Origin of the sequence: Cupriavidus sp. AU9028, from assembly GCF_019795295.1 — a bacterium.
GTDB lineage: Bacteria > Pseudomonadota > Gammaproteobacteria > Burkholderiales > Burkholderiaceae > Cupriavidus.
Map to the genome: position 1 here is coordinate 439899 of NZ_JAIMCG010000001.1, position 17665 is coordinate 457563.

16 protein-coding genes are annotated in these 17665 nt (G+C 64.9%); all 16 read left to right on the plus strand.

Going from position 1 to position 17665, the window contains the following annotated elements; translation table 11 throughout:
• The first annotated feature begins 9 nt into the window (after positions 1–9).
• The 16 genes from K6V06_RS01955 (at position 10) to K6V06_RS02030 (ending at position 17647) form a co-directional block, all read left to right on the plus strand.
• Complete coding sequence (locus K6V06_RS01955) at positions 10–1263, plus strand: NADH-quinone oxidoreductase subunit D (protein ID WP_222239875.1); 1254 nt, start codon at positions 10–12, stop codon at positions 1261–1263.
• Between the two features lie 217 nt (positions 1264–1480).
• On the plus strand, positions 1481–1984 hold the full coding sequence (gene nuoE, locus K6V06_RS01960) for an NADH-quinone oxidoreductase subunit NuoE (RefSeq protein ID WP_222239876.1): 504 nt from the start codon (positions 1481–1483) through the stop codon (positions 1982–1984).
• Between the two features lies 1 nt (position 1985).
• The gene (nuoF, locus tag K6V06_RS01965; RefSeq protein WP_222239877.1) at positions 1986–3281 is read left to right on the plus strand and encodes an NADH-quinone oxidoreductase subunit NuoF; all 1296 of its coding nucleotides are present in this window, start codon (positions 1986–1988) and stop codon (positions 3279–3281) included.
• 12 nt (positions 3282–3293) lie between these two features.
• Complete coding sequence (nuoG, locus tag K6V06_RS01970) at positions 3294–5669, plus strand: NADH-quinone oxidoreductase subunit NuoG (protein WP_222239878.1); 2376 nt, start codon at positions 3294–3296, stop codon at positions 5667–5669.
• Positions 5670–5687: 18 nt separating this feature from the next.
• Positions 5688–6752 carry an NADH-quinone oxidoreductase subunit NuoH gene (gene nuoH, locus K6V06_RS01975; RefSeq protein WP_222239879.1) on the plus strand — a complete coding sequence of 355 codons (1065 nt, stop codon included), beginning with the start codon at positions 5688–5690 and terminating at the stop codon, positions 6750–6752.
• A 93-nt stretch (positions 6753–6845) separates the two neighbouring features.
• Positions 6846–7337, plus strand: a complete 492-nt coding sequence (nuoI, locus tag K6V06_RS01980) for an NADH-quinone oxidoreductase subunit NuoI (protein WP_222239880.1) — start codon at positions 6846–6848, stop codon at positions 7335–7337.
• A gap of 122 nt (positions 7338–7459) precedes the next feature.
• Entirely contained in the window at positions 7460–8122 is a 663-nt protein-coding gene (locus K6V06_RS01985; protein WP_222239881.1) for an NADH-quinone oxidoreductase subunit J, read from the plus strand.
• 16 nt (positions 8123–8138) lie between these two features.
• On the plus strand, positions 8139–8444 hold the full coding sequence (nuoK, locus tag K6V06_RS01990; protein ID WP_222239882.1) for an NADH-quinone oxidoreductase subunit NuoK: 306 nt from the start codon (positions 8139–8141) through the stop codon (positions 8442–8444).
• A 66-nt stretch (positions 8445–8510) separates the two neighbouring features.
• Entirely contained in the window at positions 8511–10649 is a 2139-nt protein-coding gene (gene nuoL / locus K6V06_RS01995) for an NADH-quinone oxidoreductase subunit L (protein WP_222239883.1), read from the plus strand.
• A gap of 14 nt (positions 10650–10663) precedes the next feature.
• A complete protein-coding gene (locus K6V06_RS02000) occupies positions 10664–12130 on the plus strand; it encodes an NADH-quinone oxidoreductase subunit M (protein WP_222239884.1) in 1467 nt (488 codons plus the stop codon).
• A gap of 19 nt (positions 12131–12149) precedes the next feature.
• The gene (gene nuoN / locus K6V06_RS02005; protein WP_222239885.1) at positions 12150–13625 is read left to right on the plus strand and encodes an NADH-quinone oxidoreductase subunit NuoN; all 1476 of its coding nucleotides are present in this window, start codon (positions 12150–12152) and stop codon (positions 13623–13625) included.
• A gap of 16 nt (positions 13626–13641) precedes the next feature.
• Entirely contained in the window at positions 13642–13950 is a 309-nt protein-coding gene (locus K6V06_RS02010; protein WP_222239886.1) for a DUF2818 family protein, read from the plus strand.
• 51 nt (positions 13951–14001) lie between these two features.
• The gene (locus K6V06_RS02015) at positions 14002–14634 is read left to right on the plus strand and encodes an NUDIX domain-containing protein (RefSeq protein WP_222239887.1); all 633 of its coding nucleotides are present in this window, start codon (positions 14002–14004) and stop codon (positions 14632–14634) included.
• Positions 14635–14753: 119 nt separating this feature from the next.
• A complete protein-coding gene (locus K6V06_RS02020; RefSeq protein WP_222239888.1) occupies positions 14754–15215 on the plus strand; it encodes a DUF1178 family protein in 462 nt (153 codons plus the stop codon).
• Positions 15216–15312: 97 nt separating this feature from the next.
• Positions 15313–16515, plus strand: coding sequence for an acyl-CoA dehydrogenase family protein (locus K6V06_RS02025; protein ID WP_222239889.1), 1203 nt, complete (start codon positions 15313–15315; stop codon positions 16513–16515).
• A gap of 13 nt (positions 16516–16528) precedes the next feature.
• Positions 16529–17647: an acyl-CoA dehydrogenase family protein gene (locus K6V06_RS02030; protein WP_222239890.1), complete on the plus strand. Its 1119-nt coding sequence runs from the start codon at positions 16529–16531 to the stop codon at positions 17645–17647.
• The last annotated feature ends 18 nt before the right edge of the window (positions 17648–17665 follow it).

Sequence of the window (17665 nt, forward strand, 5' to 3'; positions counted from 1 at the left end):
AGAAGCGCGATGGCAGATATCAAGAATTACACCCTGAACTTCGGTCCGCAGCACCCGGCGGCACACGGCGTGCTGCGCCTGGTGCTGGAACTGGACGGCGAGGTGATCCAGCGCGCCGACCCGCATATCGGCCTGCTGCATCGCGCCACTGAGAAGCTGGCGGAAACCAAGACCTGGATCCAGAGCGTGCCGTACATGGACCGTCTCGACTATGTGTCGATGATGGTCAACGAGCACGCCTACGTGATGGCGATCGAGAAGCTGACCGGCATCGACGTGCCCATCCGTGCGCAGTACATCCGCGTGATGTTCGACGAAATCACGCGTCTGCTGAACCACCTGATGTGGATCGGCTCGCACGCGCTGGACGTCGGTGCGATGGCGGTGTTCCTGTACGCCTTCCGCGAACGCGAGGACATGTTCGACATGTACGAGGCGGTGTCGGGTGCGCGGATGCACGCGGCCTACTATCGTCCGGGCGGCGTCTATCGCGACCTGCCTGACACGATGCCGCAGTACAAGGCGTCCAAGATCCATAACGAGCGCGCCATCAAGGCGATGAACGAAGCGCGCTCCGGCTCGCTGCTGGATTTCATCGAGGACTTCACCAACCGTTTCCCGAAGTACGTCGACGAATACGAGACGCTGCTGACGGACAACCGGATCTGGAAGCAACGTCTGGTCGGTATCGGCGTGGTGACGCCGGAGCGCGCCATGCAGATGGGCTTTACCGGCCCGATGCTGCGGGGCTCGGGAATCGCGTGGGACCTGCGCAAGACGCAGCCGTACGAGGTCTACGACAAGATGGACTTCGACGTGCCGGTGGGCGAGGGCGGCGACTGCTACTCGCGTTACCTGGTGCGCGTCGAGGAGATGCGCCAGTCGAACCGGATTATCAAGCAGTGCATCGACTGGCTGCGCCGCAACCCCGGTCCGGTGATGAGCGACAACCACAAGGTGACGCCGCCGTCGCGGGGTGACATGAAGTCGAACATGGAAGAGCTGATTCACCACTTCAAGCTCTTCACCGAAGGCATCCGCGTTCCGGAAGGCGAGACCTATGCTGCCGTCGAGCACCCGAAGGGTGAGTTCGGCATCTATGCGATCTCGGACGGCGCCAACAAGCCGTACCGCCTGAAGATTCGTGCCCCGGGTTTCGCCCACCTGGCCGCGCTCGATGAAATGGCCAAGGGCCACATGATCGCGGACGCGGTCACGATCATCGGCACGCAGGATATTGTGTTCGGCGAAATCGACCGTTAACCAGAGGATTACGATGCCGCTCCCGGACGACGATCCGGGGCGCGCGGTCCACGCGGGCCGCGGCGACATGCGGCGGGCCGGCGAGGCAACCCTGCAGCGGCTATGCAGGCCACGCCAGTGGCCGGAAATGACACGCAGCGACGGCTGTGCAACTGAAGCGAGGCTCGCCATTGGCTGACGGGCCTCGCTTGTGAATCGGCGTATTACGGCAACGACCATGCTATCAGCAGAAGCTCTCAAGGAAATCGATCGCGCGATCGCCAAGTATCCGGCCGACCAGAAGCAATCGGCCGTGATGGCCGCATTGGCCGTGGCGCAGGGCGAGGTGGGCTGGGTTTCTCCGGAAGTGATGGAATTCGTCGCCAACTACCTCGACATGCCGCCGGTATGGGTCGAGGAGGTCGCCACTTTCTACAACATGTACGACACCCGGCCGGTCGGCAAGTACAAGCTGGCCGTCTGCACCAACCTGCCTTGCGCGCTGTCGGGCGGCGAACGCGCCGGCGACTACCTGAAGCGCAAGCTGGGCATCGATTACAACGAGACGACGCCGTGCGGCACCTTCACGCTGAAGGAAGGCGAGTGCATGGGCGCCTGTGGCGATGCGCCGGTGATGATCGTGAACAACACCCGCATGTGCAGCTTCATGAGCGACGACAAGCTCGACGCGCTGGTCGAGGAGCTCAAGGCCGAAGCCGGCGCTGCCAAGGGGGACAAGTAACATGACCTGTCTGCACGACCGCCATATCAAGCCGCTGATCCTGGCCGGCCTGGATGGCAAGAACTGGCATCTGGAGGACTACGTCAAGCGTGGCGGCTACCAGCAGCTGCGCCGTATCCTGACCGAGAAGATCGCGCCCGAGCAGGTGATCGCGGACGTCAAGGCCTCGGGCCTGCGTGGCCGCGGCGGCGCGGGCTTCCCGACCGGCCTGAAGTGGAGCTTCATGCCGCGTCAGTTCCCGGGCCAGAAGTACCTCGTCTGCAATACCGACGAGGGCGAGCCGGGCACCTTCAAGGACCGCGACATCATCCGCTACAACCCGCATGCGCTGATCGAGGGCATGGCCATCGGTGCGTATGCGATGGGCATCACCGTGGGTTACAACTACATCCACGGCGAGATCTGGAACGAGTACAAGATCTTCGAGGAAGCCCTCGAAGAGGCGCGGGCGGCCGGCTTCCTGGGTGACAACATCCTGGGCTCGGGCTTCAACTTCCAGCTGCACGCGCACCACGGCTACGGCGCCTATATCTGCGGCGAGGAAACCGCGCTGCTCGAATCGCTGGAAGGCAAGAAGGGCCAGCCGCGCTTCAAGCCGCCGTTCCCCGCCAGCTTCGGCCTGTACGGCAAGCCGACCACCATCAACAACACCGAGACCTTCGCCGCGGTGCCGTTCCTGCTGGCGGTGGGTCCGGAGAATTACCTGAAGATGGGCAAGCCGAACAACGGCGGCACCAAGATCTTCTCGGTCTCCGGCGACGTCGAGCGTCCGGGCAACTACGAGATTCCGCTGGGCACGCCGTTTGCGACCCTGCTGGAGCTCGCCGGCGGCATGCGCGGCGGCAAGAAGCTCAAGGCCGTGATTCCGGGCGGTTCGTCGGCGCCGGTGGTGCCGGCCGACCTGATGATGGCGTCCGACATGGACTACGACTCGATCGCCAAGGCCGGCTCGATGCTGGGTTCGGGCGCGGTGATCGTGATGGACGAGACGCGCTGCATGGTTCGCTCGCTGCTGCGCCTGTCGTATTTCTATTTCGAAGAATCCTGCGGCCAGTGCACGCCGTGCCGTGAAGGCACCGGCTGGCTCTATCGCATGGTGAACCGTATCGAGCATGGGGAAGGGCGCCAGGAAGATCTGGACCTGCTCAACAGCGTTGCCGAAAACATCATGGGCCGCACCATCTGCGCGCTCGGCGATGCGGCTGCGATGCCGGTCCGCGGCATGCTCAAGCACTACTGGAAAGAGTTCGAGTATCACGTCGAACACAAGCAGTGCATGGTTCCCGCCTACTCTTAAGCGTGGCAGAACATGGTTGAACTCGAGATCGATGGCAAGAAGGTAGAGGTTGCGGAAGGCAGCCTGGTGATGGAGGCCGCCCGCAAGCTGGGCACCTACATCCCGCACTTTTGCTACCACCGCAAACTGTCCATCGCGGCCAACTGCCGCATGTGCCTGGTCGAGGTCGAAAAGGCGCCCAAGCCGCTGCCGGCCTGCGCGACCCCGGTCACCGCCGGTATGAAGGTCTTCACCAACTCGGACAAGGCTGTCCGGGCGCAGAAGGCCGTGATGGAATTCCTGCTGATCAATCACCCGCTGGATTGCCCGATCTGCGATCAGGGCGGCGAGTGCCAGCTGCAGGATCTGGCCGTCGGCTATGGCGCCAGTGAATCGCGCTACAAGGAAGAAAAGCGCGTGGTGTTCCACAAGAGCGCCGGCCCGCTGATCTCGATGGAAGAGATGACGCGCTGCATTCACTGCACCCGCTGCGTGCGCTTTGGCCAGGAAGTGGCCGGCGTGATGGAGCTGGGCATGCTGAACCGCGGCGAGCATTCGGAAATCACCACGTTCGTCGGCCGCACTGTCGATTCCGAACTGTCGGGCAACATGATCGACCTGTGCCCGGTCGGCGCGCTGACCAGCAAGCCGTTCCGCTATTCCGCGCGGAACTGGGAGCTGGCGCGCCGCAAGTCGGTGTCGCCGCACGATGGCGTGGGCGCGAACCTGATCGTGCAGACCAAGAACCACCGCGTGATGCGCGTCCTCCCGCTGGAGAACGAGGCCATCAACGAGTGCTGGCTGTCGGACCGGGACCGCTTCTCGTACGAAGGCCTGAACAGCGCCGACCGCCTGACCCGTCCGCTGATCAAGCAGGACAACCGCTGGATGGAGACCGACTGGCAGACGGCGCTGGAATACGTCGCCAACGGCCTGGCCGGCATCAAGCGCGAGCATGGCGCCGATCAGATCGCGGCGCTGGCCAGCCCGACCTCGACGGTCGAGGAACTGTTCCTGCTGGGCAAGCTGATGCGCGGCCTGGGCAGCGACAACATCGACTTCCGCCTGCGCCAGAGCGACTTCTCGGCACCGGCTACCGGTACGCCGTGGCTCGGCATGCCGATCGCCGACGTGTCGACGCTGCAGGGCGCCCTGGTCATCGGCGCGTCGCTGCGCAAGGACCAGCCGCTGCTGTCGCTGCGCCTGCGTCACGCCGCCAAGAAGGGTGCGCGTGTCGCCGTGCTGGGTTCGAGCGCCGAAGATCTGCTGATGCCGCAGACCGCCCGCATCACGGTGGCGCCGTCGGCCTGGGCCGAGGCGCTGGCCGGTGTCGCCCGTGCGGTGGCGGCGGCCAAGGGGATCGCTGCGCCGGCCGGCACCGACGGCATCGACGGCGGTGAGCTGGCACAGGGCGCCGCGCAGGCGCTGCTCGAAGGCGAGCGCCTGGCAGTGTTCCTCGGCAACGAGGCCGTGCGTCATCCGGAATACGCCGCGCTGCACGCGCTGGCGCAGTGGATCGCCGACGCGACCGGCGCGAAGCTGGGCATCCTGACCGAAGCCGGCAATACCGTCGGCGCCCATCTGGTCGGTGCGCTGCCGCAGCAGGGCGGGGCCAATGCCCGCGCGATGCTGGAATCGCCGCGCAAGGCCTACGTGGTGCTGAACACTGAGCCGGAGTTCGACACCTTCGATCCGCAGCTGGCGCTGGCCGCGCTGAACCAGGCCAGCACCGTGGTGGTGCTGTCGCCGTTCCGCTCGGACGCCGCGCTGCAGTACGCCGACGTGATCCTGCCGATCGCGCCGTTCACGGAAACCGCCGGTACCTTCGTCAACGCCGAAGGCGTGCCGCAAAGCTTCAACGGCGTGGTCCGTTCGATGGGCGAGTCGCGTCCGGCCTGGAAGGTGCTGCGCGTGCTGGGCAACCTGCTGCAGGTGCCGGGCTTCGACTACGACACGGCCGAGGCGGTGCGCAACGACGCGCTGGCCAAGCCGATCGACGCACAGCTGGACAACCGTACCGGCGCTGCCATCCGCGTCAGCACCCGTCGCGCCGCCGGCGCCGCGGGTCCGATCGAGCGCGTCGCCGATGTGCCGATCTACCATTCCGACGCCATCGTGCGCCGCGCCGAATCGCTGCAGCTGACCGCGGCCGCTCGCCGGGCGATGCAGGTCGGGCTGTCGGCCGACGTGTTCGCCTCGCTGGGCGTGCAGGCCGGCGACCCGGTGCGCGTCAGCCAGGGGCAGGGCAGTGTGGTGCTGCCGGCCGTGCTGGAAGCCGGCCTGCCGGCGGGCACGGTGAGGGTGTCGGCGGCAACGCCGGCTGCGATCGGCCTCGGCGCGATGTTCGGTACCGTGCAGGTGGAAAAAGCGGTCGAGCTGGCCCCCGCGGCCTCTGCCGCAGTGGCATAAGCAAGGCGAGAAAATAAGATGATCGATTGGATTACCTCGCAAGGGCAGGAGATCTTCGGCGGTGCATGGACGCCGCTGTGGATCATCATTCGCGCCGTGGTGATCGTGGTGCCGCTGCTGCTGTGCGTGGCCTACCTGATCCTGTGGGAGCGCAAGCTGATCGGCTGGATGCACGTGCGTATCGGCCCGAACCGGGTCGGTCCGCTGGGCCTGCTGCAGCCGATCGCCGACGTGCTGAAGCTGCTGCTCAAGGAGGTCATGACGCCGACCCAGGTCAGCCGCGGCATGTACCTGATCGCGCCGCTGATGGTGCTGATGCCGGCGGTGGCGGTGTGGGCGGTCATTCCGTTCCAGGCCGAGGCCGTGCTGGCCGACGTCAATGCCGGCCTGCTGTACGTGATCGCGATCAGCTCGGTGGGCGTGTACGGCGTGATCCTGGCCGGTTGGGCCTCGAACTCCAAGTATGCATTCCTCGGCGCGATGCGCGCCGCGGCGCAGATGGTGTCGTACGAGATCTCGATGGGCTTCGCCCTGGTGACCGTGCTGATGGTGGCCGGCAGCCTGAACCTGTCGGACATCGTCAACGGGCAGAACACCGGCTACTTCGCCGACATGGGCATCAACATCCTGTCGTGGAACTGGCTGCCGCTGCTGCCGATGTTCGGCGTGTACTTCATCTCGGGCGTGGCGGAAACCAACCGCCATCCGTTCGACGTGGTGGAAGGCGAGTCGGAAATCGTCGCCGGCCACATGATCGAGTATTCGGGCATGGGCTTCGCGCTGTTCTTCCTGGCCGAGTACATCAACATGATCGTCATCTCGACGCTGACGGCACTGTTGTTCCTCGGCGGTTGGGCACCCCCGTTCTCCAGCGTGGTCACCAATGCGATCCCGGGCTTCTTCTGGCTGGTGATCAAGGTGTTCCTGCTGCTGTCGGTGTTCATCTGGATCCGCGCCTCGTTCCCGCGCTATCGCTATGACCAGATCATGCGCCTGGGCTGGAAGGTCTTCATTCCGCTGACCGTGGCCTGGCTGATCATCGTGGCGATCTGGATCAAGTCGCCCTGGAATATCTGGCATTAAGAATGCCCCGGCCCGAATCCGGCATCGTCGCTCCCGCGCAGGCGGGGTGACGGCGGCGGATTCGCCGGCCGAATCATTAGGAAGCAAACAGTCATGCTGCTCGCCATCAAGGACTTCTTCAACAGCCTGCTCCTGAAGGAACTCTTCAAGGGCATGGCTTTGACCGGCCGCTATCTCTTCGCCCGCAAGGTCACGGTCCAGTTCCCGGAAGAGAAGACGCCGCTGTCGCCGCGTTTCCGCGGCCTGCACGCGCTGCGCCGCTATCCGAACGGCGAGGAACGCTGCATCGCCTGCAAGCTGTGCGAAGCGGTTTGTCCGGCGCTGGCGATCTCGATCGAGTCCGATGTGCGCGCGGACGGCACCCGCCGGACCACCCGCTATGACATCGATCTGACCAAGTGCATCTTCTGCGGCTTCTGCGAGGAAGCCTGCCCGGTCGACGCCATCGTCGAAACGCACATCCTCGAGTACCACGGCGAGAAGCGCGGCGACCTGTACTTCACCAAGGAAATGCTGCTCGCCATTGGCGACCGGTACGAGCCGCAGATCGCGGCAGCCAAGGCCGCGGACGCCAAGTACCGCTGATCGGCGGCGCGCCGGGACCGGCGCGCGGCAACACACTGAATCGGCCCCGGAAGGGGCGAACTGAGAGACGCCCGACGACGGGCCGCCTGGGGCGGCTCGTGCCGTAGGGCTCGACGAGAACCATGGAATTCACGACCACCATCTTCTACGTCTTTGCGCTGGTGCTGATGCTCTCCGCACTGAAAGTCATCACCGCAAGGAACCCGGTGCATTCGGCGCTGTACCTCGTGCTGGCCTTCTTCACGGCTGCCGCGCTGTGGCTGCTGCTGCAGGCTGAATTCCTTGCCATCCTGCTGGTGCTCGTCTATGTCGGCGCCGTGATGGTGCTGTTCCTGTTCGTGGTGATGATGATCGATATCGATATCGAGCACCTGCGCCGCGACTTCTGGACCTATGTGCCGCTGGCGTCGATCATCGGCGCGCTGATCATCGCCGAGATGGCGATCGTGCTGGTGCGCAACTTCATCGGTACCACGCAGCCGCTGAACCCGGCGCCGCAGGATCCGGGCTACAGCAACACCGGTGCCCTGGGCCAGCTGATCTACACCGACTACATCTACGCCTTCGAAGTGGCCGGCATCATCCTGCTGGTCGCCATCATCGCCGCGGTCGCGCTGACGCTGCGCCGCCGCAAGGACAGCCGCTCCCAGGACGTGTCCGAGCAATTGCGCACCCGCCGCGAGGACCGCGTGCGACTGGTGTCGATGCCCGCGCAGACCGCCCAGTCGGCGCAAGCCAATCCGGCCCAGGCCGGCCAGGCCGGCGAGACCGGCAACAAGAACTAAAGATTCGGGGAACGACGTGCTCTCTCTCGCCCACTTCCTGGTCCTCGGTGCGATCCTGTTTGCGATCAGCATCGTCGGCATCTTCCTGAACCGCAAGAACGTGATCGTGCTGCTGATGGCGCTGGAGCTGATGCTGCTGTCGGTCAACATGAACTTCGTTGCCTTCTCCCACTACCTGGGCGATCTGGCCGGACAAGTCTTCGTTTTCTTCATCCTGACGGTGGCCGCCGCCGAGTCGGCAATCGGTCTGGCAATCCTGGTCGTGCTGTTCCGTAACCTGGACACGATCAATGTCGACGAACTGGACACGCTGAAGGGCTAAGCCCGGACGCCTCCGATCGTCGCCTTACACCGACCGCATACCGACCGCACACCACTCAAGCGTCCTATGGCAACCACGCTCAACCCCAACCTGCTGCTCGCGATTCCGCTGGCGCCGCTCGCCGGCGCCGCCATCGCGGGGCTGTTCGGCACCAAGTTCTTCGGATCGTTCTCCTCGGAGTCGCGCGCCGGCCGCACGATCGCTCACACCGCGACCATTCTCGGCGTGGCGATCGCCTGCCTGCTGTCGCTGCTCGTGCTGCGCGACGTGATGGTGGACGGGGCCAGCTTCAATGCCACGGTCTACGAGTGGATGGTGCTGCCGTTCAACGGCGCGCCGCTGAAGATGGAAGTCGGCTTCCTGGTCGACTCGCTGACGGCGATGATGATGGTGGTGGTGACCTTCGTCTCGCTGATGGTGCACATCTACACCGTCGGCTACATGCAGGGCGATCCCGGCTACAACCGCTTCTTCGCCTACATCTCGCTGTTCACCTTCTCGATGCTGATGCTGGTGATGAGCAACAACTTCCTGCAGCTGTTCTTCGGCTGGGAAGCGGTGGGTCTCGTCTCGTATCTGCTGATCGGTTTCTGGTACACCCGTCCGACCGCGATCTTCGCCAACCTGAAGGCGTTCCTGGTCAACCGCGTCGGCGATTTCGGCTTCATCCTCGGCATCGGCCTGCTGCTGGCCTACAGCGGCAGCCTGAACTACACCGACGTGTTTGGCGCGCGCGAGCAGCTCGCCACGGTGACCTTCCCGGGCACGGACTGGATGATGCTGACGGTGGCCTGTATCTGCCTGTTCATCGGCGCGATGGGCAAGTCGGCGCAGTTCCCGCTGCACGTGTGGCTGCCTGACTCGATGGAAGGCCCGACGCCGATTTCGGCGCTGATCCACGCGGCCACGATGGTGACCGCGGGCATCTTCATGGTCAGCCGGATGTCGCCGCTGTTCGAGCTGTCGGACGCCGCGCTGTCGTTCGTGCTGGTGATCGGCGCGATCACGGCGCTGTTCATGGGCTTCCTTGGCATCATCCAGAACGACATCAAGCGGGTGGTCGCGTACTCGACGCTGTCGCAGCTGGGCTACATGACGGTCGCACTGGGCGCCTCGGCCTATCAGGTCGCGGTGTTCCACCTGATGACGCACGCGTTCTTCAAGGCGCTGCTGTTCCTGGCGGCGGGCTCGGTGATCATCGGCATGCACCATGACCAGGACATCCGCAACATGGGCGGCCTGCGCAAGTACATGCCGATCACCTGGATCACCTCGCTGGTGGGCTCGCTGGCGCTGATCGGCACGCCGTTCTTCTCGGGCTTCTACTCGAAGGACTCGATCATCGAGGCGGTGGCCGAATCGACCATCGCCGGCTCGGGCTTTGCCTACTTCGCCGTGATGGCCGGTGTGTTCGTCACCGCGTTCTACTCGTTCCGGATGTACTTCCTGGTCTTCCACGGCAAGGAGCGTTTCGGCCAGGAGCATGGCCACGGCCACGCCCACGGCGAGCATGACGCGCACGGCGCCGAGCAGGCCGAGCACGAAGAGGACCACGGCGATGACCACCATCACGGCCTCGCTCCGGGCCAGAAGCCGCACGAGTCGCCGTGGGTGGTGACGCTGCCGCTGGTGCTGCTGGCCATCCCGTCGGTGGTGATCGGTGCGATCGCCATCGAGCCGATGCTGTTCGGCGACTTCTTCAAGAACGGCGTGGCGTTCCAGGACGTGATCTTCGTCGGCGAGAACCACCACGCGATGCGCGGCCTGGAAGAGATGTTCCACGGCTGGGTGGCGATGGGCCTGCACTCGGCACAGACCCCGGTGCTGTACCTGGCGCTGGCCGGCGTGCTGCTGTCGTGGTTCTTCTACATGAAGCGGCCGGACATTCCGGCTGCGATCCAGCGCCGCTTCAGCGGTCTGTACAAGCTGCTGGACAACAAGTACTACATGGACGCGATCAACGAGGCGGTGTTTGCCCGTGGCGCGCGTCTGCTGGGTACGGGCCTGTGGAAGGGCGGTGACCAGAGCGTGATCGACGGTCTGTTCGTCAACGGCTCGGCACGGGTGGTTGGCTGGGTGGCCGCGGTGAGCCGCTACCTGCAGTCGGGTTATATCTATCACTATGCATTCGCGATGATCCTGGGCATGCTGGTCCTGCTGTCGATCACGGTCTTCGGTTCGGTTGGCGCAGTGGGCACCAAGTAAGGAAAACAACGAAAATGGTTCTCTCTTTCGCTATCTGGCTGCCCATCTTCTTCGGCCTGCTAATCCTTGCCTTCGGCTCGGATCGCAGCCCGGGCTTCGTGCGCTGGACCGCGCTGTTCGGCTCGGTCCTGAGTTTCCTGGTCACGCTGCCGCTGATCTCGCGCTTCGACCGCGGCACCGCCGACATGCAGTTCGTCGAGCAGCACAGCTGGATCGAGCGCTTCAATGTCCAGTACTACCTGGGCGTGGACGGCATCTCGATGTGGTTCGTGGTGCTGACCGCCTTCATCACGGTGATCGTGGTGATCGCCGCCTGGGAAGTGATCACCGAACGGGTCGCCGCCTACATGGCCTCGTTCCTGATGCTGTCGGGCATCATGGTCGGTGTCTTCTCGGCGCTTGACGGCATGCTGTTCTACGTGTTCTTCGAAGCGACGCTGATCCCGATGTACATCATCATCGGCGTGTGGGGCGGCCCGAACCGCGTCTATGCGGCGTTCAAGTTCTTCCTGTACACGCTGCTGGGCTCGCTGCTGACGCTGGTTGCGCTGCTGTACCTGTACAACAAGACCGGCTCGTTCGAAATCCTCGACTGGCACCAGTTCCGCCTGTCGATGAAGGAGCAGATCCTGCTGTTCCTGGCGTTCTTCCTGGCCTTCGCCGTCAAGGTACCGATGTGGCCGGTGCACACCTGGCTGCCCGACGCGCACGTGGAAGCGCCGACCGGCGGTTCGGTGGTGCTGGCGGCGATCATGCTGAAGCTGGGTGCCTACGGTTTCCTGCGCTTCTCGCTGCCGATCGCGCCGGATGCAAGCCATGAACTGGCCTCGTTCATCATCGCCATCTCGCTGATCGCGGTGATCTACATCGGCCTGGTCGCGATGGTGCAGGCCGACATGAAGAAGCTGGTCGCGTACTCGTCGATCGCGCACATGGGCTTCGTCACGCTGGGTTTCTTCATCTTCAGCGACATCGGCGTGCAGGGCGGCATCGTGCAGATGATCTCGCACGGCTTCATCTCCGGCGCGATGTTCCTGTGCATCGGCGTGCTGTACGACCGCGTGCACTCGCGCCAGATCGCCGACTACGGCGGCGTGGTCAACACGATGCCGAAGTTCGCCGCCTTCTCGGTGTTCTTCGCCATGGCCAACGCCGGCCTGCCGGCCACCTCCGGCTTCATCGGCGAGTGGATGGTGATCCTGGGCGCGGTGCAGTACGACTTCTGGATCGGCCTGCTGGCCGCCACCTCGCTGATCCTCGGCGCAGCCTATTCGCTGTGGATGGTCAAGCGGGTGATCTTTGGTGACATCAAGCACCAGCACGTGCGCGAGCTGCTCGACCTGAACAAGCGCGAATTCGTGATGCTGGGCCTGCTGGCGGCGATGACCCTCTACATGGGCCTGTATCCGAAACCCTTCACCGATGTGATGCAGGCATCGGTGACCAACCTGCTGTCGCACGTGGCGCAGTCCAAGCTGTAAGCAGGGAGACACGAGAATCATGCAATCGTCCACGACTTGGGCGCCCGTCGCCCCGATCATCTTCCTGGCGTTGGCCATCGCCGCGGTCAACTGGATCGACCTGGCCCGCGCCAAGGGCAAGCCGAGCGTCGCCTATCCGCTGTCGCTGCTGATCACGCTGGTGCTGACCGTGTGGTTCGGCCTGAACGCCGCCAATGGCGAGACGCACTACGCCTTCGCCAACCTGGTGGTGGTCGATCCGATGGCGAACCTGCTGTCGTCGTTCTCCGCGGCCGCGCTGTTCGTGACGCTGGTCTATACCCGCCAGTACCTCGCCGACCGCGACATGTATGCGGGCGAGTTCTACATGCTGGCGCTGTTCACGCTGGGCGGCCAGATCGTGATGATCACCGGCAACAACTTCCTGACCCTGTACCTGGGCCTCGAACTGCTGTCCCTGGCCTCGTATGCGCTGGTGGCGCTGCGCCGCGACTCCCGCGTGACGTCGGAATCGGCGATGAAGTACTTCGTGCTGGGCGCGCTGTCGTCGGGCTTCCTGCTGTACGGCATGTCGATGCTGTACGGTGCGACCGGATCGCTGAACCTGGCGGAAGTCTTCCAGGCCGTGGCATCGGGCCGCATCAACACCTCGATGCTGGCCTTCGGCGTGGTGTTCCTGGTCGCCGGCGTGGCGTTCAAGCTCGGTGCAGCACCGTTCCACATGTGGATTCCGGACATCTACCAGGGCTCGCCGACCGCGGTGACGCTGCTGATCGCCGGCGCGCCGAAGCTGGCCGCCTTCGCGATGATGCTGCGCCTGCTGGTCGAAGGCCTGCTGCCGCTGGCGGTGGACTGGCAGATCATGCTGGCCGTGCTGGCAGTCGCGTCGCTGGCGATCGGCAACCTGACCGCCATCGTGCAGACGAACCTGAAGCGGATGCTGGCGTACTCGACCATCTCGCACATGGGCTTCCTGCTGCTGGGCATGCTGTCGGGCGTCGCGGGCACCAATACCGAAGGCGCCGCGGGCGCGTACAGCTCGGGCATGTTCTACGCGGTCACCTATGTGCTGACCACGCTGGGCACCTTCGGCATCATCCTGCTGCGCACCAGCAAGGGCTTCGAGGCCGAAACGCTGGAAGACCTGAAGGGCATGTCGCGCAAGAACCCGTGGTTCGCGCTGCTGATGCTGGTGATGATGTTCTCGCTGGCCGGCATTCCGCCGACCGTCGGCTTCTACGCCAAGCTGGCCGTGCTGGAAGCCGCCGTGGCCGCCGGCATGACGTGGCTGGCCGTCGTCGGGGTGCTGTTCTCGCTGATTGGCGCCTTCTACTACCTGCGCATCGTCAAGCTGATGTACTTCGATGCGCCGGCGGGCGACGAGCCGCTGCAGGCCACCACCGGGCTGCGCTCGCTGCTGAGCCTGAACGGCCTGGTCATCGTGGTGCTGGGCATCTTCCCGGCGGCCCTGATGAACGCCTGCTACCAGGCGATCCGCGCCACGCTCGCTTCGTAAGCGGGCAGCCCCACCCATGAGCTCGAGCGCAGGGGGCTGGTTCATCATCCTGCTGGCATTGGCCTGTGCCAACCTGCCGTTCGTGAACCAGCGCCTGTTCGCCGTCATCCCCTTGCGGTGGGGCCGCAAGCCAGTCTGGATTCGCCTGGCCGAGCTGCTGGTTTACTATGTGGTGGTCGGCGCGGCCGGCTTCGCCGTAGAGGCCAGCCTGGGAGGCCGTTTCTCCCAGGGCTGGCAGTTCTATGCGATCACCGCCTGCCTGATGCTGGTGTTCGCCTTTCCTGGCTACACCTGGCAATACCTCGTCAAACATCGCGCGAGCTGACGCCGGAATCCGACATGAGCTTCCCGCCGGCTCGCGTTTGCCGGAGCGTTCATGTCGAAAACCCCGAGCGCCGGTTCCGCCGGTGATCCCCAGGTCGTCTTCCACGAAACCGACGACCATCTCAAGGAAGTCCCGCTCTCCTCGAAGACGCTGCACGACGGCAAGTTCCTGACGCTGCAGCAGGACATCGTGCGCCTGCCCGATGGCAAGGAGACCTTCCGCGAGTACGTGCAGCATCCGGGCGCGGTGATGATGATCCCGCTGTTCGATGACGGCACCGTGCTGATCGAGCGCCAGTTCCGCTATGCGGTGCGCGACGTGATGATCGAATTTCCCGCCGGCAAGCTGGACCCGAACGAGGGCGGCCAGCGCTGCGGGGAGCGGGAGCTGCGCGAGGAAACCGGCTATCACGCCGCGCGCTGGGACTTCCTGACCCGTATCCATCCGGTCATTTCCTATTCCACCGAATTCATCGACCTGTACCTGGCGCGCGACCTGACGGCCGGCGAGCCGGAACTGGATGACGGCGAGTTCATCGAGACCGCGATCGTGCCGGCTGGACAGGTGATCGACTGGGTCCGGCAGGGCCGCATCACCGACGTCAAGACCATCATCGGCGCATTCTGGCTGGAGAAGGTATTGTCTGGGACATGGCAGCCGGGAGAACAGCCGGTACCCCTCTGAACCGCGCGACGGCCTTCGGGTTTTCCCTCGGCCGTCGTCCAGTGCGGCAAAAAATTAGAACGACCGTTCACAAAATTCCGATTCACAGCTAATATTGCTTTCGACGGGCTGGAAACATCATGAAGGTGCTCGATCTGCGCTGCGCGCAGGACCATCGCTTCGAGGGCTGGTTCGCGTCGGAGGACGACGCCCAATCGCAGATTTCACGCGGCCTCGTGCAGTGCCCTGTGTGTGCCGACCAGGCGGTCACGCGGCTGCCGAGTGCGCCGCGGCTGAATCTGTCCGGCGCGACTGCGCCAGCGGCGCCGGTAGCCGGCAAGCCGGCCGAGGCGGATCCGCAACGGCAGGCGCAGGCGGCGCTGCAGGCGCTCTACCTGAAGGCGGTACGTCAGGTGCTGGCGCAGACCGAGGACGTGGGCGACCGTTTCGCCGAAGAGGCGAGACGGATGCACTACGACGAGGCGCCTGAGCGTGGCATCCGCGGCAAGGCGTCGCCGGAGGAAGTGCGGGCGCTGGCCGAGGAGGGCATCGAGACGTTTCCGCTCGTGGTGCCGGATGCATTGAAGCAGACGGCCCACTGAATTGCGTCCTGTGCCCGCCCTCCGGCCGGCGCTCGGCGCTGCGTGGCAACACAGCCAGAACAAACTGCCGGGCAAGCCGGCACCAATGGAGACGGGCATGGACCTCAACTACACGGCGGCCGACAACGCCTTCCGCGAGGAAGTGCGCAGCTGGCTCGAAGCCAATCTGCCGGCGGACATCCGCGAGAAGATCCTGAATCATCGCCGGCCGAACCGCGACGATCTGGTGCGCTGGCACAAGATCCTCGCGGGCAAGGGCTGGTCCGCACCGCACTGGCCGGTCGAATACGGCGGCACCGGCTGGGATGCCACCCAGCGCCATATCTGGGATGAAGAAAACGCCCGCATCGGCGCGCCGGGCGTGCTGCCCTTCGGCGTGGCGATGGTCGCGCCGGTAATCATGAAGTACGGCAACGAGGCGCAGAAGCAGTACTACCTGCCGCGCATTCTCGATTGCACGGACTGGTGGTGCCAGGGCTATTCCGAGCCCGGTTCGGGTTCCGACCTGGCGTCGGTGAAGACCCGCGCCGAACTGACCCCGGACGGCAAGCACTACATCGTCAATGGACAGAAGACCTGGACCACGCTCGGCCAGCACGCCGACATGATCTTCTGCCTGGTCCGCACCGATCCCGAAGCGAAGAAGCAGGAGGGCATCTCCTTCCTGCTGATCGACATGAAGACGCCGGGCATCACCGTGCGCCCGATCATCATGCTCGACGAGGACCACGAGGTGAACGAGGTCTTCTTCGACAACGTCAAGGTGCCGGTGGAGAACCGCGTCGGCGACGAGAACAAGGGCTGGACCTACGCCAAGTACCTGCTGGGCCATGAGCGCACCGGCATCGCCCGCGTGGGCGCGTCCAAGCGCGAGCTGGCGTTCCTGAAGCGGCTGGCGCGCCAGCAGCAGAAGAACGGCAAGCCGCTGCTCGAAGACCCGGTCTTCGCCAACAAGGTCGCCGCGCTGGAAATCGAGCTGATGGCGCTGGAAATCACCGTGCTGCGGGTGGTGTCGAGCGAGAGCGCCGGCAAGGGCCCTGGTCCGGAGGCGTCGCTGCTCAAGATCAAGGGCACCGAGATCCAGCAACTGCTGACCGAGCTGATGGTCGAGGCGGTGGGCCCCTATGCCCAGCCGTTCGATCGCGACTATCTGGAGTGCGAGACCGAGCATGCGGTGACCGGCTACGACGACGCCGCGCCGCTGTCGGCGTACTACTTCAACTACCGCAAGACCTCCATCTACGGCGGGTCCAACGAAATCCAGAAGAACATCATCAGCCAGATGATCCTCGGGCTGTGAGGAGACGGGAACCATGAACTTCAATCTGAGCGATGAGCAGAAGCAGCTGGCCGATGCGGTGCGGCGCTTCGTCGAGAAGAGCTACGACTTCGAGTCGCGCAAGAAGGCATACCGCAGCGAAGCCGGCTACAGCGAATCCGCCTGGGGCTCGCTGGTCGAGATCGGCCTGACGGCGCTGCCGGTGCCCGAGGAGCAGGGCGGTTTCAATGGCACCGCCGTCGACATGATGGTGGTGATGCAGGAGCTGGGCCGCGGCCTGGTGGTGGAGCCGTATCTGGCCAGCGTGGTCGGCGCCTATGCGCTGCGCGTGGCAGGCGGCCAGGGCGAGCTGCTGGAGCAGGTCGCTGGCGGCGAGGCTCGCGTGGTGACGGCGTTCAACGAGCGCGAGTCGCGCCATGCGCTGAACGAGGTGCGCGTGCGCGCCAGCGGCGGCAAGCTGAACGGCACCAAGGTGGTGGCGGTCCATGCCGGCCAGGCCGACAAGCTGGTGGTGTCGGCGCGCAGCAGCGGCGGCGATGCCGACGAGGCGGGCATCTCGCTGTACCTGGTCGATGCGAAGGGTCCGGGCGTCACCGTGCGCGACTACCGCACCATCGACAACCTGCGCGCCGCGGATATCGAATTCAAGGATGCGCAAGGCGTGCTGCTGGGTAGCGAAGGGCAGGGCTGGGCGCTGCTGGAGCAGGTAGCCGACTTCGCGGCCGTGCTGCTGTGCGCGGAAGCGGTGGGCGTGATGGACGCGCTGACCTCGGCGACCATCGAATACGCCAAGACGCGCCAGCAGTTCGGCGTGCCGATCGCGCGCTTCCAGGCGCTGCAGCACCGGATGGTGGAGATGTTCATCCACGTCGAGCAGTCGCGCTCGATCACGCTGCTGGCCGCTGGCCGCTTCGACGAGGCCAGCGCCGAGGAGCGCCGTCGCTTCGTCTCGGCCGCCAAGGCCCGGGTGGGGCTCGCCGCGCGCAGCGTGGGCCAGGAAGCGGTGCAGATCCATGGCGGCATGGGCGTTACCGACGAACTGCCGGCCGCGCACATGTTCAAGCGCCTGACCATGATCAATACCACCTTCGGCGACGTGGACCATCACCTGGGCCGCTTCGCCAGCCAGCCGGGCTTCCAGCAGGCAGCCTGATGGCAGTGCCGCAAGGCA